The sequence below is a fragment of the Agrobacterium sp. fls2-241-TYG-188a genome, from assembly GCF_030209845.1.
In genome coordinates, this window is record NZ_JARVRD010000003.1 from 641,378 (window position 1) to 656,839 (window position 15,462).

Here is a 15,462-nt window from a genome sequence, read left to right on the forward strand (position 1 = left end):
AGGCGCTGATCGCTAAGGATATTCCCATGTTTGAATACGGTATTCTGCCGCCGCTGATGTTCCTGGGCATGATCATCTTCATGCTCTACGGTTTCCCGGTGGCCTTCTCTCTCGCATCTGTCGGCCTGCTGTTCGGTGTCATCGGCATCTTTACGGAGCATTTCTCGCCCGCCTTCCTGCAGGCGCTGCCCCTGCGCATTTTCGGCATCGTGTCCAACGATCTGCTGCTGGCCATCCCCTTCTTCACCTTCATGGGTGCCATTCTGGAACGGTGCGGCCTTGCCGAGGATCTGCTGGAGGGTACGGGCAAGCTGTTCGGCGCCATTCCCGGTGGTCTGGCTTACGCCGTCATCCTCGTCGGCGCCATTCTGGGTGCCATCACCGGCACGGTTGCCGCATCCGTCATCACCATGGGCGTCATCTCTCTGCCCATCATGCTGAAATACGGATATAATCCGCGTCTTGCCACCGGCGTCATCGCCGCATCCGGCACCATCACGCAGGTCATTCCGCCATCGCTGGTGCTAATCGTTCTCGCAGACCAGCTCGGCCGGTCGGTGGGCGACATGTATCTCGGCGCCATCGGCCCGTCGATCCTGCAGATCCTCATCTTCATGATCTTCATCTTCGTCATGTCGCTTGTGCGCCCGAAAGACCTGCCTGCACTGCCGCCGGAAGCGCGCGGCGAGCTGAACCGGGCACTGGTCTTTCGCGTGCTGGCGGGCATGGTGCCATCCATCGTGCTCATCTTCCTTGTGCTCGGCACAATCTTCATGGGCCTCGCCACACCCACGGAAGCGGGCGCACTGGGCGTGGTCGGTGCGATGGCGCTGGCCGCCGCACATCGTCGCCTGACATGGGATCTGGTCAAGCAGGGCATGCATTCCACCATGCACATTACCTCCATGGTCGTGTTCATTCTGGTGGGCGCTACCTGCTTCAGCCTCGTCTTTCAGGGCATGGACGGGTCGCTCTGGATCGAGCATATGCTGTCGGGAATTCCAGGCGGTCCGATCGGCTTCCTGATCTTCGTCAACATCTTCATCTTCTTCCTGGCGTTCTTCCTCGATTTCTTCGAAATCGCCTTCATCGTCGTGCCCATGCTGGCACCGATTGCCCATTCGCTGGGAATCGATCTTATCTGGTTCGGCGTGCTGATCTGCATCAACATGCAGACGAGCTTCATGCACCCGCCCTTCGGCTTCGCCCTGTTCTACCTGCGCTCCATTGCGCCTCGCAGCGTGAAGACCTCGGACATCTACATGGGCGCCATACCATGGCTGGGAATGCAGCTCATTCTCGTCGCTGTCGTGATCTTCTGGCCTGAATCGGTCACCTACTGGCTCGACAAGGCCCCGGAGGTCGATCTCAACACCATCAAGATCGAGGTCCCCGCCTTCGGCAATCCGGGTGGCAACACCTTGCCCAATTTCGGCCTGCCCCCCATGGATGGCGCACCCGCACAGCCGGGCGGAAACGGCCTGCCCGGAATGCCAAACCTCAACGAGCCGCCGAAAATCGGTCAGTAAGGCGCGACACTGTTACGTGCTGAATAACCCGTTATATCGGTGAAGTGGAAGGCAGAGCTGCAACTCTGCCCTCCGTTTACGACGTGCTCAGAAATGTCAGCCGGACAGCTATCAACCAGCCTGTCCGGCTTTTTCTAAACATGAGCGTAATGCTCAGCGGCTTTCGCATCGCATCACCTCCACAGTTCAACAGCAAGGCCGCTGCCTTCAGCATTTCCTTGTTACATGGAACCGGCAGAACGCTTCCATGTAACAAGAAAGCGCTTGAGGTCGGCGGGGCCCGTCTCCGCCGATACAGCGCAAAATAAAACCCGGACCTTTCGATCCGGGTTTGCATTCCACTTATTGCTCAGACTGCCTACAGCTTGCCGTTACGCTGCTGGATCATCATGAAGGTGTCGAAGGTATATTCGGCGAGCTGCATCCAGAGATAACCCTCGCGCTTAAAGGCCACCTGATCGTCATAGACCTTCTTGAAATCGGGGTTGACGGCTGAAATCTCGGCATAGACTTCCAGTGCTGCCTTGTAGCAGGCGTCCAGAATATCCTGGCTGAAAGGCCGCAGCGTCGCGCCTTCCGAAACGATCTGCTTGATCGCCGTCGGGTTCTTGGTGTCGTATTTCGCCATCATGTTGGTATTGGCGAAGGCGCAGGCATCCTGCAGAACGGCCTGATAGTGCTTGGGCAGGTTGTTCCACTTGTCCAGATTGACGAAGGAGTGGATGACCGGGCCACCTTCCCAGAAGGCCGGGTAATAGTAGAATTTCGCCACCTTCTGGAAGCCAAGCTTGTGGTCGTCATAGGGACCAACCCATTCCGCCGCATCGATGGTGCCTTTTTCCAGCGCCGGGTAGATATCGCCACCGGCGATCTGCTGGGGAACGACTCCCAGCTTTTCCACCACCTTGCCGGCCAGACCGGCAATGCGCATCTTCACGCCCTTGAAGTCTTCGACGGTGTTGATTTCCTTGCGGAACCAGCCACCCATCTGCACGCCGGTATTGCCCGAAATCATGCCGTAGAGATTATGCTTGGCATAGAATTCGTTGAGCAGCTTGTTGCCATTGCCCTCATAGAACCACGCATTGGTCAGGCGGGCGTTGAGGCCGAAGGGAATGGCCGTGCCGATGGCAAAGGTCGGGTCCTTGCCGACATAATAGTAGGAGCAGGTGTGGCACATTTCGACCGTGCCCGAAGACACGGCGTCGGCGGCCTGCAGGCCTGGAACGATTTCGCCCGCCGCAAAGACCTGGATGTTGAAGTTTCCATCCGTGGCTGCGTTGACGTGGTTGGCGACATCCTGCGCGCCACCAAAGATCGTATCCAGAGATTTCGGAAACGACGAGGTCAGCCGCCAGGTGATCTTGGTATTCTGTTGCGCGATGGCCGGAGCAGCCAGGACTGTTGCAGCAGCCGCGCCCGCACCTGAAACAGCGCCTTTTTTGATGAACGAACGACGATCCATGAATATCCTCCCAGATACGAATCTTGCCGGTAGCCGAATTCCCCTCCGCTATCAGGCATGGCAAGAAGAAAGCACGGGGCTACCAGACTGACAAGCGTCATCGGAAGAATAAATTGATTGTCAAAGCACAGTGGCGGCTGCTTCCATCTCGGACATTATAGTCAACTGGAATATTGGTAGGCAGACTTATACTTTAGGCGAAGAAACCCAAGGAGATGCCGGTGCCAGACGCTTGACGAGCGGCCCTTTCCGGTCGCACAAGAGGCTGTACAGCAAGCCGGAGCCGCCATGTCCAAACCCATTATCGCCATTCCCGCCGATATCAGAAGCCTTGATGGCGCAGAATGGCACGCAGCCCAGACACAATATCTTGCCGCAGCCCTCAAGGTGGCAGATGTCATGAGTTTCATCGTGCCTGCCTTTGAGGAGGGCAACGATATCGATGCCATTCTTGACCGGGTCGACGGGCTGCTGGTCTCCGGTTCCGCCACCAATGTTCACCCCTCGCTTTATGGTGTCGAAGCAAAGGAAAGCGACGGTCCGTTCGATCCCGCGCGCGACGCCACCAGCCTGCCGCTCATCCGCCGTGCCATCGACAGGGGCGTTCCGATGCTGGCCATATGCCGCGGCATTCAGGAGTTGAACGTTGCGCTCGGCGGCACGCTCGCCAGCGAAATCCAGGAGCAGCCCGGCATCTGGGACCACCGCAAGCCTGACGATATCGACCGCGACAAGGCATTTGCCATCCGCCAGCCCGTCTATATCCGCGAAGGCTCATGTATTGCGCAGCATCTGGGCATGACGGGCGAAGTGCAGATCAATTCCCTGCATCGCCAGGCCATCGCAAAGACAGCGCCCCGGCTTCAGGTCGAGGCGACGGCAGAGGACGGCACCATCGAAGCCGTTTCCGTCATCGATGCGAAGGGCTTTGCCGTGGGCGTGCAGTGGCACCCGGAATATTGGGCGGAGACGGACGCACCATCGCGCGCGCTGTTTAAGGCATTCGGAACGGCTGTTCGGGACTATAAGGCCAGCAGGGCTTGATGCACTCATGGCAGCGCCAGCTGCGCTGCCGTCATCCCGCTTCTCCGCCGCTATTCTTCTGCGGAGCCGCCCAAGACCAAAGCCTGTCAGCCCCGCATCCTCTGCGGGGCCAACGAACCGGGCAACCCGGACCTCAGCCCTTGACGGGCGTTTCCGGCACCGGTGTCACCACCTTGCGCTCGCTCAGCCAGCCCAGCACGTTGTCGGCCACCAGATCGGCCATGGCATTGCGCGTCGGGACCGAGGCAGAGGCGACATGCGGCAACAGGGTAACGTTCGGCAAGGACAGGAAGCCTGCCGGCACCTTGGGCTCGGCGTAAAACACATCCAGACCCGCTGCACCGATCGTGCCGTCCTGCAAGGCCTTCAGAAGCGCTTCCTCATCCACGCTCGATCCGCGTCCGACATTGATGAACACGCCGTTCGGGCCCAGTGCGGAGAGAATATCGGCATTGATGGCTTTGTGGGTTTCCGGCGTACCGGGCACGATGCAGATCAGGATATCGACGGCCTGCGCCATTTCCTTCAAGGAACCGTAATAGGTGTAGGACAGTTCGGGGCGCTTGCTGCGGGTATGATAGCCGATTTCAACCTTGAACGGCTCCAGCCGCTTGGCAATTTCCTGACCAATGCGCCCCATGCCGAACAGTCCGACCTTGCGGTTGCGCAACGAAAACGGTGACAGCATGAAGGGACCTTCGGCTTCCCACTTGCCCGCACGAAGATGCGATTCGGCCTGATAGAGACGCCGCACCGTGCCGATCAGCAATGCAATCGTCGTGTCAGCAACCTCGTCATTGAGAACATCGGGCGTATTGGTTACGACAATGCCGCGCGACGCCGCATGTTTGGCATCGACGCCATCATAGCCGACGCCGAAATTGGCGATGACTTCCAGCTTCGGCAGGGCATCGATCCAGCTTGCGTTGAAGCTGCCGGAAACGGCAACGGCGGTGATGCGCTGCGCGTCTTCCTCGGAAAGCGACGGCTCTGGCCCGGCAGGAGCGGTTATGACGTCTACCTTGCCCTCGAAACGTTCGAGAACGCGAGCGTGAATTTTTCCCGGGACGAGAACGGCGGCTTTGCTATCTGACATGCTTGGGTATCCTCCTGCTATGCATGAGGCCAAGCTAGCCGATCGATTCCAAAAGCGGAACCCATCTTTGCATGATGGGCTCAGCGCTTTTGCCTAGCTTCGCGGAATGCAGGGGCTGGTGGATTGCCGAATGCGCATTTCCGGCTTGATAAGGTGGATACCGTCGGGCTCATGGCTTCCGGCCAGCCTGTCCAGCAGTGCCCGCGCAGCAAGTCGTCCCACTTCCGCCTGCCCGTTCGACACCGTCGTCAGGGCTGGTGTGGCAATGGCTGCCTCTTCCAGATCGTCGTAGCCCGTCACGGAAATATCCTTGCCCGGTACGAAGCCCGCCCGCGAAATGCCGTTCATCAAGCCAATCGCGACAAGATCGTTCCAGCACACGGCAGCCGTCGGCTTCTGCGGCAGCGACAGGAAGTTCACCGCAGCCTCGAAACCACCCTGCTTGGAGCGCGCGCCGGGAATACGCAGGTTCGGATCCACCTCGATGCCTGCCTTGCGCAGCGCGTTGACATAGCCCTGATAGCGGTCGCGCCCGGTCGATGTCTGGTCCGTTCCCCCCACCATGGCAATGGTGCGATGGCCAAGGCTGATGAGGTGATTGGTGGCAAGCGAAATGCCGTAGCTATCGTCGCCGCGAAAGGTCGGCATATCGACCCCATCCATGGAACGGGCAACGAGGATGGCGGGCATACCGTTTTCCTCGGCAAGCGTCATATCCTCCAGCGGCGTGCCGATGGCGGGAGACATGATGATGCCATCGCTGCCAAGCTGCAGCAGCGTTTCGATGAAGGTGCGCTGCTTTTCGACGGAGTCGTAATGGTTGGACAGAATGAAGGTCTGACGGCTGCGGTCCAGCTCGCTTTCGATGGCTTTCAGAATTTCACCGTAGAACGGGTTCATGACATCATGAAACACCACGCCGATAATGCCCGAGCGGGAGGTGCGAAGACTGGCAGCGCGGCGATTGTAGATATAGCCCAGCGCCCTCGCCTGCTCCTTGATCTTCTCGCGCGTGTCGGCAGCCACCAGCGGGCTGTCACGCAGCGCCAGCGATATGGTCGCGGTGGACAAGCCAAGGCTTTCTGCGATGGTTGAAAGTTTGATCTTTTGCGCCACGGTCCCCTCCTACGGTCACGCAAGCCGCCTCGGCGGCGTTTAAATTGTGACTAAACAATTTAAACAAAAGACGCAACCATTTTAAGGATTTCAACCGCTTTCAAGATTATCCATGCGAAATTTTAATCGATTAATTCAAGTGCCTGCAAGTTGGCATCGATTGCGCGCAGCACTTTGACCACCGTCTTGATCTCTTTCGCCGACAGGCCATCGACGGCGCGGGCGTTGCAATCGGCGAGCGACGTCGTGATTTGCTCCACACTTTTCAGCCCGGCTTCTGTCAGCTTGACCATGGTCAGACGCCCGTCACCGTCACCCGCACCCCGCTCCACGAAGCCCTGCGCCTCCATGCGGCCGATGGTGCGCGTCATGGTGGGTGCCTTGACGCCAAGCTTCTGCGCGATCTGGCCGGGCGTCATGCTGCCTTCCTGCGCCAGCGCCAGAATAACCCCGTCCTGACCGGCATAGAGACCGGTTGCCGCAAGGTTGTGGCTGAGTGCCGTGCGCATGGACCGTGCCGCCTGGGTAATGGACTGCGCCAACTCGTCGGGGCTGAAGGTCAGATCCTTTTTCTTACCGGATTTCGCTTTTTTCGCGGATTTAGTCTTTTTGGCCAGCTTATCCTTGCTCATCAGCAAATGCCTTTTCTGAAATCCCGGACAACGATATGGTCTTGGTATTACTTAACGAATGCAGGCGCGGATCGCCAGATGCCAGACACATATACGCATTTTCACGACAACAACGTAACATCGCCGTCGGCGCAGCCAAATGGCGCGATTGCGGTGCTGCCGCTCGGCGCGCATGAACAGCACGGGCCGCATCTGCCGTTTGAGACGGACACGCTGATTGCGCAAGGCATTGTTGCCCGTTTGAAGCCGGCCCTGCCGACGACATTGCCGGTTACGTTCCTTCCGGTAGAGCCGGTCGGCTATTCCGTGGAGCATATGGACGTGGCGGGCACAAAAACGCTTTCTTTCGATGAAGCGGTCCATCGCTGGCTTGGCATTGCCGAGCAGCAACACAGAAGCGGCATCCGCAAATTCGTGATGCTGAACGCCCATGGCGGCAATTCACCGCTCATGACCATTGTCGCAACCGAGGCCCGCATTCGCTTCGACATGCTGGCTGTTGCCACCAGCTGGACACGCTTTGGCATACCGCAGGAGGTGGTTGCCCCAGAAGACAAGGCCATCGACATCCATGGCGGCGATATCGAAACCTCCGTTATGCTGGCTCTCTGCCCGCAGCACGTCGATATGGAAAAAGCGGGGAATTTCCCCTCGAAGCAGTCGGATTTCATGCGGCAATACAGGCACCTGCGCGCCTATGGCCCACACGCCTTCGGATGGCGCATGTCCGACCTCAACAAACAGGGCGTGGCAGGCAACGCAGCCGCGGCGAGCGCGCAAAAGGGTGAGAAAATCATCGCCCACGCCATTGCGGGGCTCGTGGAGCTTCTAGCAGATGTCGATGCCTTCGACATGAATTTGCTTGAAAGCAGCGTTCAGAAAACTTCGGCAGATTCTCTTTGAACTCGTTCCGCCACACGCCTATATGAACGACAACGCTTTCAAAGCCGTATCGCGGCCCATCATTTCCCAGAGGTTCTCATGACCGAAGCAGCAGCAGCCACCATCAAGCCAATTCCCGTCACCGTGTTGACCGGCTATCTGGGCGCGGGCAAGACCACGCTCCTCAACCGCATCCTGTCTGAAAACCACGGCAAGAAATACGCCGTCATCGTCAATGAATTCGGCGAAATCGGCATCGATAATGATCTCATCGTCGAATCCGACGAGGAAATCTACGAAATGAACAATGGCTGCGTCTGCTGCACCGTGCGCGGAGACCTGATCCGCGTCGTGGAAGGCCTGATGCGCCGCCCTGGCCGTTTCGACGGCATCATCGTGGAAACCACCGGCCTTGCCGATCCGGTTCCCGTTGCCCAGACCTTCTTCATGGATGACGATGTCCGCGCCAAGACCGAGCTTGACGCGGTCGTTGCGCTTGTCGATGCCAAGCATCTGCCGCTGCGCCTGAAAGACAGCCGCGAGGCCGAAGACCAGATCGCCTTTGCCGATGTCGTCATCATCAACAAGACCGACCTTGTGACAGAGCAGGAACTGGCTGTCATCGAAGACATCGTGCGCGCCATCAACCCATCCGCCCGCGTCTATAAGGCAACCCGCTCCGGCGTCGATCTTGCCCGCGTTCTGGATCAGGGTGCGTTCAACCTCGAACGTGCCTTGGAAAACGATCCACATTTTCTCGAACACGGCCATGACGATCATGTCTGCGGCCCCGACTGCGATCACGACCATGGGCATGATCACCACCATCACGATCATGACCACGACCATCATCACCACGATCATGATCACAGCCATGACCATGGGCATCACCATCACCACGGCGAAGTCTCTGCGATCCATGACATCACGGTTCAGTCGGTTTCGCTGCGCGGTGGCGAGATGAACCCCGAGCGGTTCTTCCCATGGATCCAGAAGGTCACGCAGACCGATGGCCCGAACATCCTGCGGCTGAAAGGCATCATCGCATTCAAGGGCGATGCGGAACGCTACGTCGTGCAGGGCGTTCACATGATTATCGAGGGCGATCATCAGCGCCCATGGAAGGAAGGCGAAAAGCACGAATCCCGCCTCGTCTTCATCGGTCGCAACCTCGACCGTGAGAAGCTGGAAAACAGTTTCAACGCCTGCCTTGCAGCGGCTTGATACGTTTCTTTCCGCCATACCGGACGTGATCCGGCATCTTTTGCGATCAGGTCCCTGGTCGCAAAAGACAGTTGAAGCCGCGCAGCTGCGCGGCGGGTGCCCCCGGCTTAAGGCCGGGGTGACGGAAGACCGAGTGTCTTGCCCAGACGCTTACAGCAACCAAAGGCGAACGCGCCTGCCTTACGACAGAAAGACCTTTTACCGATGCCCACCGTTGCCCCTCTTGACCTCGAAGGCCACGTCGTTGCGACGCATTTTCTGGGCGATATTCCCATGTTTGCCACCGCTGCCGGAACCATTCACCGGCTGGACGGCGGCGAGAAGGTCACGGAAATCCACGAGGGCTTGCTCACCTGTATTCGCGATCCCCACAGCACCACGCTCATCACCGGCGGCGAAGATGGCAAGGTCCTGCGTGTAAGCCATGACGGCACGGCGCAGGAGCTCGCCCATGTTCCCCGTAAATGGATCAGCGTTGTCGCGGGCGGTCCGCAGAACGCCATTGCATATGGCGTTGGCAAATCCAGCTTCGTGCGCCTTGCCGATGGCACGGTAAAGGAATTCAAGGAAGAACGCACCGTCGAGGCCATTGCCTTTGCGCCAAAAGGTCTGCGCATTGCCGCTGCCCGCTACAATGGCGTCACCCTGCATTGGGTGGCAAGTGCGGGCGATCCGATCGATCTGGACTGGAAAGGTGCCCATACCGGCGTGACCTTCTCTTCGGACGGAAAATTCCTGGTTACCACCATGCAGGAAAACGCGCTGCACGGCTGGAAGATGGAGGCCACCAAGGGTGGCATGGACACGCGCCATATGCGCATGACCGGCTATCCCGCCAAGGTGAAATCCATTTCCTGGTCCAACAAGGGCAAATGGCTGGCATCTTCAGGCGCGCCTGCCGCCATCGTCTGGCCCTTCGTCGGCAAGGATGGCCCCATGGGCAAGGCACCGCTGGAGCTTGGCACCCGCGCCAACATCATGGTCACCAACGTTGCCTTTCATCCCATAGAGGATGTTCTTGCCATCGGCTTCATCGATGGAATGATCCTTGGCGTGCGCGTGGCAGACCAGAAGGAGGCATTGCTGCGCCGTCCGGGCAAGGGTGCCATCACCTCCATGTCGTGGAGCGCAAGCGGCAATCTGCTGGCCTTCGCATCCGAAGCGGGCGATTGCGGTATTGTGGATATCTCGTCCTGAGAATGTCGAAAGGCGGAACGCCATAGCGGTCCGGCACCGTCGGCGCGCCAGCTTGACCAGCTACCAATTGGCCTGTTTCTAAACACATTGCCCGAGCGCGCCGCCGCCCGGGCAATGACTTCTGAGCCTTGTAAAAGTCCGAAGCTGCTGCCCCCCGCGTGGCAACAGCTTGTCGGGTCTCCCAGCGCGATGGCCCAGATGCCGTGACGGCTTAGAAGCGGTAGGTCACACCGGCGCCGACCAGCCATGGATCGATCTTGGCCTTGCCGCTGATATCACCCAGAGCGTCGTGCGTGGCGCTCCACTTGGTTTCGAGGAAGATCTTCTTCACGTCGAAGTTCACACCCCAATTCTTGGTCAGCATGTAGTCGAAGCCGACCTGCACCGCTGCGCCGAAATCATTCTTCACGTCGAGGTTATGGAAACCGGCCTTTTCAGACTGATTGTAGAACATCGAGTAGTTGACGCCAGCACCGACATAGGGCTTGAACGCGCCGAAATTGGTGAAGTGGTACTGCAGCGTCAGTGTTGGCGGCAGCAGCCATGCCTTGCCGACATCGATCTCGCCCAGCGATCCGTTGGTGTTGATCTTCGCGAAGGTGGTGCCGAGAATAAGTTCTGCGGCAATGTTGTCGGTGAAGAAATAGCTGACGTCGAGTTCCGGAATGACGGTGTCCGAATAGTCGAGACCTGCGCCTGGAACGCCGTTGATTGTTCCGCTGTCATGGGTGATGACGCCAAGGCCGCGCACGCGCAGCATCCATGGGCTTGACGCGGCAATCGCTTCTTCGGCGGTTGGCTCAGGCGCAGCAGGCGCCATGTCGGCGGCGTGGGAAAGCACTGGAAGCGACAGGCAGACTGTCGATGCTAACAGGACGGCTTTCAGGAATGTGGCAGGCATGTCTCTCTCCTTGATCTGTCGAAAGATGTGCTCCACCCAGATCCGGCTGGCATTCTTCAGCCTCGCGGACTTCCATGGCAGACACGGAGCACATCTGTTTCGTCAGTAATCACAAGCTGGAGAGCAGGTATTTGCCTTAGATCAACTCCTGAGCAATTAAAAACAATATCCAGAATTATTGGAATCTAATACATTAGCATATTAGATAATATGAATGATTTTAGCATAAAATTAACATTAATGGAAAATCAATATATTGAAGTAATAGTGAAGAATTATACCTGCCCTCAGATCATGGCCGCAGTTTTGACACGCTGATGCAAGAACGACGTACTGCCTTCCAGGTTACGTAGCTGCAACAAATACGTGATTGATCGCGCCCATCGACCCAGGCAGTCCCGATCATCGCTCTCCGCTACGACCTTCGGACTTCTGTTCATGAAACTTTCGATTTCAGCAATATTTACGGCAATTGGCGTCGCACTCGCGGGTGGCATCATTCTTACGCTTCTGACCAGCGCCTACGCACTCGACAGGCTGAAGGTCAATGGAGCCATCTACAAAGAAATTGTCGACGGAAAGGATCTCGTCGCAGATATTCTGCCGCCGCCGCTCTATCTGATCGAGGCCTACGCGCTGATCAACGAAGGTGCGCTTCACCCTGACGTACTTTCCAGGAATATCGAGCGTGTTCGCCTTCTGAAAACCCAGTATGACGACAGACGCCAGTACTGGAAGACGAGCACTCTTCCCGACAGCTTGAAAAAGAAGATCGAGAACGATGTGCTTGCCAAGGGAGATGCGTTCTGGGCGATACTTGACTCCGCTACGCTGCCTGCCCTCGCGTCGCTGGACAGGGCGAAGATAACCGGCGAACTCGACAAGCTGAGCCTGACGTTCCACGACCACGAGACTGCCGTCAACCAGCTTGTAGAAATGGCGACACTGTATGGCAAGGAAAAGGAACTTTACGCGGCCGAACAGACAAGTCTTCTCGAACATACCACCTATATGCTTGGTGGCCTGCTTGTCGCGCTCAGCATCTGCTCGACCATCTTTCTGCGCCGCCGCGCCATTGCGCCCATCCGGCACATAACCGGCAGCATGACCAGCATGGCCGGGGGCAACCTCCAGGACGCACCGCCGCATCTAGGCCGCCACGACGAAATCGGCGCAATGGCGCGTGCGCTGGCGATTTTCAGGGATGCCGGACTGGCCAAACTTCAGCTGGAGAGCGAAGCGGAGCAATCCCGACATTCCGCCAATGCAGATCGCGAGAGACGTGAGAGGGAGCGTCTTGCGGAAGCGGAGGCGCTGCGCTTCGCCATTGAGGAGCTGGGATATGGCCTGGAGAATCTCTCCAGGGGCGATCTGAGCACCACGCTTGAGCGCGCCTTCGATCAGAAATTCGAAACCCTGCGGCTAAATTTCAATGCTTCCGTCCGCTCCCTTCAGGGAACAATGGGGCAAATCCTCAAGGAAGCCGACAGCCTGCGCGATCAGGGCCACGAAATGCACAGTTCCGCCGATGATCTGTCGCGTCGCACCGAGAGGCAGGCCGCGGCGCTTGAGGAGACGGCCGCCGCTCTGGAACAGGTCTCATCCACCGTCAAGACATCTGAGGCACGGGTAAACGAGACCCGCGATCTCATCAAGGAAGCTAGCCGTTCGGCAGCCCAGTCCTCAGGCGTGGTTGACGAAGCGGTTTCTGCAATGCACCGCATTGAGACTGCCGCTGGAGAAATCAGGTCGATCATCGGTGTCATCGATGAAATCGCCTTCCAGACGAACCTGCTGGCGCTGAATGCCGGTGTGGAAGCGGCCCGTGCGGGGGAAGCGGGCAAGGGATTTGCCGTGGTTGCCCAGGAGGTCCGCGAACTTGCCCAGCGCTCTGCAAAGGCATCGCGTGAAATCCGGGATCTGATCGGCAAGTCGAATGAAGAGGTGGAAAGCGGTGTGCAGCTTGTCCAGTCGGCTGGCACCGTGCTCAACAAGATCGGCGATTTCGTTTCGCGAATCGATGTCAACATAGACAGCATCACCACCGCGGCGCGCGAACAGTCGGTCGGGCTTCAGGAAATCAGCGCCAGCGTCAATTCGCTCGACCAGATGACCCAGCAGAACGCGGCCATGGTTGAGGAAACCAACGCCGTCAGCCAATCGATAGCCAATGCCACCGCAAGCCTTTCCAACATGATCGGGCGTTTCAGGGTGGAACCAACGCAAAGCGCATCTCGCCGCGCTGCCTGAGCGGCGATCTCGACCTGGCCAAACGCAAAAAGGCGGGCCGATGGGCCCGCCTCGATACCAACAAGAGCGTCGGATTTTCTGGCGGTTGCTCACCACCGCACGATGCACTCAGGAAAACTTGCGTCCGGTGGCGACCAGCATTCCCGCCGCACCTTCCAGCCAGCCTTTTTTCAGCTCCAGCGCCAGAAAGCGGCCCCGCTCGAACGGTCCTGGCATGACCAGATGCTGCGTTAGGTCGGCCTGAAAGCCGAAACGCTCATAATAGGGCGCATCGCCCACCAGAAGAACGGCACCGTGGCCGCGCTGCGCTGCCTCAGTGATCGCCGCGCGCATCAGCGCCGAGCCAATGCCCTTGCCTTCATGGGCGCAATCGACCGCCAGCGGTCCAAGCAGCAGAGCTTCGACGCCGCGCCCTTCGCGCGTCACACCGGCCTGAACATTCCACAGGCGTACCGTGCCGATGACATGGCCGTCCTCGTCGCGCGCAACCAGCGCCAAGCCTTCGGCTGGCACCCGTCCGGCACGCAGCTTTTCAGAGGATTTGCGGCGACGGCCCGGACCCATGACGCGGTCCAGCAAAGTCTCGCGGGCAACAACGTCGGCCGGTGTTTCCACGTCGATATGAAATGTCTGCGGCGTAAAGAATGCACGTACAGAGTTGAGAACAGCGGCCATCACGGCCTCCCGTCACCAAGCCGCCCACGGATAGCGGCACCTGAATGATAGTGTGAACCGTTCCGGCCTGCTGCAACGCCTTTTCCTCGGCTGGGCAGAGGCTGTGGCAAGCAGGGTTGCGCCTTGGCGCTTCTGCAAAAGCCGGAACGGGAGGATCCGTCGCAACGCCGCCTGCCCCCAGACAAGCGGCGATTTTTTCAGATCACATAGGACTTCAGCGGCTCGAAACCGTTGAAAGCGACCGCCGAATAGGTCGTCGTATAGGCGCCCGTGCCTTCGATCAGAACTTCATCGCCAATGGTCAGGGAGACCGGAAGCGGATACATGTTCTTCTCATAGAGCACATCGGCGCTGTCGCAGGTCGGACCGGCCAGAACGCAAGCTTCCATCTCGTCGCCGTCACGCTCGGTGCGGATCGGGTAACGAATGGCTTCGTCCATGGTTTCGGCCAGACCGCCGAACTTGCCGATGTCGAGAAACACCCAGCGGTGATTGTCGTTGTCGGACTTGCGCGAGACAAGAACGACTTCCGCCTTGATGACGCCGGCATTGCCGACCATGCCGCGACCCGGCTCGATGATGGTCTTCGGAATCTGGTTGCCGAAGTGCTTGCGAAGCGCTGTGTCGATGGCATGGCCATATTCTTCGGCAGCAGGCACGTCGCGCAGGTACTTCGTCGGGAAACCACCGCCCATATTGACCATCTGCAGGTGGATGCCCTGCTTGGCAAGCGAAGCGAAGACCCGCTTTGCGTCACCAAGTGCTGCATCCCATGCATCGAGATTCATCATCTGCGAACCGACATGGAAGGAAACGCCATAGGATTCCAGACCCAGCTGATGGGCATAGACGAGAACATCGACAGCCATCTGCGGCACGCAGCCGAACTTGCGCGACAGCGGCCATTCGGCGCCTTCACCATCGGTCAGAACGCGGCAGAATACACGAGCGCCAGGAGCTGCACGGGCAACCTTTTCCACTTCCTCATGGCTGTCAACGGCGAAGAGATCGATGCCGAGCGCATGGGCGCGCGCAACATCGCGTTCCTTCTTGATCGTGTTGCCGTAGGAAATACGATCAGAGGTTGCGCCTGCATCAAGCGCCATCTGGATTTCGGCCACGGAGGCGCAGTCGAAGTTGGAACCCATCGAAGCCAGAAGCTTGAGGATTTCAGGAGCAGGATTTGCCTTTACGGCATAATAGATCGCACTGTTTGGCAAAGCGTGCCGGAACGCGTCGAAGTTATCGCGCACGACGTCGAGGTCAACCACAAGGCAGGGACCTTCTGGACGGCGGGTCTTGATGAAGTCGAGGATGCGTGCAGTCGTCATCGTTATATTCCCTCGAATGTTCCGACCCCGGAAAAATTCCGGAGGACAAAGGGCGCTCAAGATATGCGGCACGATTCAGCCGGTGGAGGCGCAGAATCATTCGCATACGCTCAAGGCGCA

Annotated in this window: 13 protein-coding genes; 6 read left to right on the top strand and 7 right to left on the bottom strand. The window is 58.5% G+C overall.

The window, feature by feature from the left end:
* Positions 1 to 26 precede the first annotated feature (26 nt).
* A complete protein-coding gene (locus tag QRN85_RS16995; RefSeq protein ID WP_284759440.1) occupies positions 27 to 1,529 on the top strand; it encodes a TRAP transporter large permease in 1,503 nt (500 codons plus the stop codon).
* 358 nt (positions 1,530 to 1,887) lie between these two features.
* Here QRN85_RS16995 and QRN85_RS17000 read toward each other — a convergent pair whose 3' ends face one another.
* Positions 1,888 to 2,994, bottom strand: coding sequence for a TRAP transporter substrate-binding protein (locus tag QRN85_RS17000; RefSeq protein ID WP_062584384.1), 1,107 nt, complete (start codon positions 2,992 to 2,994; stop codon positions 1,888 to 1,890).
* Positions 2,995 to 3,282: 288 nt separating this feature from the next.
* On the opposite strand from QRN85_RS17000, the gene QRN85_RS17005 reads away from it, so the two are divergent.
* Positions 3,283 to 4,038 (top strand): gamma-glutamyl-gamma-aminobutyrate hydrolase family protein, encoded by a 756-nt coding sequence (locus QRN85_RS17005; RefSeq protein ID WP_284759441.1) that lies wholly within the window; start codon positions 3,283 to 3,285, stop codon positions 4,036 to 4,038.
* Positions 4,039 to 4,171: 133 nt separating this feature from the next.
* Here QRN85_RS17005 and QRN85_RS17010 read toward each other — a convergent pair whose 3' ends face one another.
* The 3 genes from QRN85_RS17010 to QRN85_RS17020 form a co-directional block, all read right to left on the bottom strand.
* On the bottom strand, positions 4,172 to 5,134 hold the full coding sequence (locus tag QRN85_RS17010; RefSeq protein WP_284759442.1) for a 2-hydroxyacid dehydrogenase: 963 nt from the start codon (positions 5,132 to 5,134) through the stop codon (positions 4,172 to 4,174).
* A 93-nt stretch (positions 5,135 to 5,227) separates the two neighbouring features.
* A complete protein-coding gene (locus QRN85_RS17015; RefSeq protein WP_062584379.1) occupies positions 5,228 to 6,250 on the bottom strand; it encodes a LacI family DNA-binding transcriptional regulator in 1,023 nt (340 codons plus the stop codon).
* 122 nt (positions 6,251 to 6,372) lie between these two features.
* Positions 6,373 to 6,882 carry a MarR family winged helix-turn-helix transcriptional regulator gene (locus tag QRN85_RS17020; protein WP_062584378.1) on the bottom strand — a complete coding sequence of 170 codons (510 nt, stop codon included), beginning with the start codon at positions 6,880 to 6,882 and terminating at the stop codon, positions 6,373 to 6,375.
* 78 nt (positions 6,883 to 6,960) lie between these two features.
* Here QRN85_RS17020 and QRN85_RS17025 point away from each other — a divergent pair, with 78 nt between their 5' ends.
* The 3 genes from QRN85_RS17025 (at position 6,961) to QRN85_RS17035 (ending at position 10,185) form a co-directional block, all read left to right on the top strand.
* Complete coding sequence (locus QRN85_RS17025; protein ID WP_284759445.1) at positions 6,961 to 7,785, top strand: creatininase family protein; 825 nt, start codon at positions 6,961 to 6,963, stop codon at positions 7,783 to 7,785.
* Between the two features lie 78 nt (positions 7,786 to 7,863).
* Positions 7,864 to 8,988, top strand: a complete 1,125-nt coding sequence (locus tag QRN85_RS17030) for a CobW family GTP-binding protein (protein WP_284759446.1) — start codon at positions 7,864 to 7,866, stop codon at positions 8,986 to 8,988.
* A gap of 204 nt (positions 8,989 to 9,192) precedes the next feature.
* Positions 9,193 to 10,185 carry a WD40 repeat domain-containing protein gene (locus QRN85_RS17035; protein ID WP_284759447.1) on the top strand — a complete coding sequence of 331 codons (993 nt, stop codon included), beginning with the start codon at positions 9,193 to 9,195 and terminating at the stop codon, positions 10,183 to 10,185.
* A 211-nt stretch (positions 10,186 to 10,396) separates the two neighbouring features.
* Here QRN85_RS17035 and QRN85_RS17040 read toward each other — a convergent pair whose 3' ends face one another.
* Complete coding sequence (locus tag QRN85_RS17040; RefSeq protein WP_062584374.1) at positions 10,397 to 11,086, bottom strand: OmpW/AlkL family protein; 690 nt, start codon at positions 11,084 to 11,086, stop codon at positions 10,397 to 10,399.
* 438 nt (positions 11,087 to 11,524) lie between these two features.
* On the opposite strand from QRN85_RS17040, the gene QRN85_RS17045 reads away from it, so the two are divergent.
* On the top strand, positions 11,525 to 13,336 hold the full coding sequence (locus QRN85_RS17045; RefSeq protein WP_284759450.1) for a methyl-accepting chemotaxis protein: 1,812 nt from the start codon (positions 11,525 to 11,527) through the stop codon (positions 13,334 to 13,336).
* 108 nt (positions 13,337 to 13,444) lie between these two features.
* On the opposite strand, the gene QRN85_RS17050 is transcribed toward QRN85_RS17045, so the two are convergent.
* Both QRN85_RS17050 and odc2 read right to left on the bottom strand, forming a co-directional pair.
* Positions 13,445 to 14,011, bottom strand: a complete 567-nt coding sequence (locus QRN85_RS17050; RefSeq protein ID WP_112962877.1) for a GNAT family N-acetyltransferase — start codon at positions 14,009 to 14,011, stop codon at positions 13,445 to 13,447.
* Between the two features lie 197 nt (positions 14,012 to 14,208).
* Positions 14,209 to 15,342, bottom strand: a complete 1,134-nt coding sequence (odc2, locus tag QRN85_RS17055; protein WP_062584372.1) for an ornithine/lysine decarboxylase — start codon at positions 15,340 to 15,342, stop codon at positions 14,209 to 14,211.
* Positions 15,343 to 15,462 lie beyond the last annotated feature (120 nt).

Coding starts and splice junctions, on each gene's coding strand:
- QRN85_RS16995 (WP_284759440.1), top strand. CDS start 27: ATGTTTGAATACGGTATTCTGCCGCCGCTGATGTTCCTGGGCATGATC.
- QRN85_RS17000 (WP_062584384.1), bottom strand. CDS start 2,994: ATGGATCGTCGTTCGTTCATCAAAAAAGGCGCTGTTTCAGGTGCGGGC.
- QRN85_RS17005 (WP_284759441.1), top strand. CDS start 3,283: ATGTCCAAACCCATTATCGCCATTCCCGCCGATATCAGAAGCCTTGAT.
- QRN85_RS17010 (WP_284759442.1), bottom strand. CDS start 5,134: ATGTCAGATAGCAAAGCCGCCGTTCTCGTCCCGGGAAAAATTCACGCT.
- QRN85_RS17020 (WP_062584378.1), bottom strand. CDS start 6,882: ATGAGCAAGGATAAGCTGGCCAAAAAGACTAAATCCGCGAAAAAAGCG.
- QRN85_RS17025 (WP_284759445.1), top strand. CDS start 6,961: ATGCCAGACACATATACGCATTTTCACGACAACAACGTAACATCGCCG.
- QRN85_RS17030 (WP_284759446.1), top strand. CDS start 7,864: ATGACCGAAGCAGCAGCAGCCACCATCAAGCCAATTCCCGTCACCGTG.
- QRN85_RS17035 (WP_284759447.1), top strand. CDS start 9,193: ATGCCCACCGTTGCCCCTCTTGACCTCGAAGGCCACGTCGTTGCGACG.
- QRN85_RS17040 (WP_062584374.1), bottom strand. CDS start 11,086: ATGCCTGCCACATTCCTGAAAGCCGTCCTGTTAGCATCGACAGTCTGC.
- QRN85_RS17045 (WP_284759450.1), top strand. CDS start 11,525: ATGAAACTTTCGATTTCAGCAATATTTACGGCAATTGGCGTCGCACTC.
- QRN85_RS17050 (WP_112962877.1), bottom strand. CDS start 14,011: ATGGCCGCTGTTCTCAACTCTGTACGTGCATTCTTTACGCCGCAGACA.
- odc2 (WP_062584372.1), bottom strand. CDS start 15,342: ATGACGACTGCACGCATCCTCGACTTCATCAAGACCCGCCGTCCAGAA.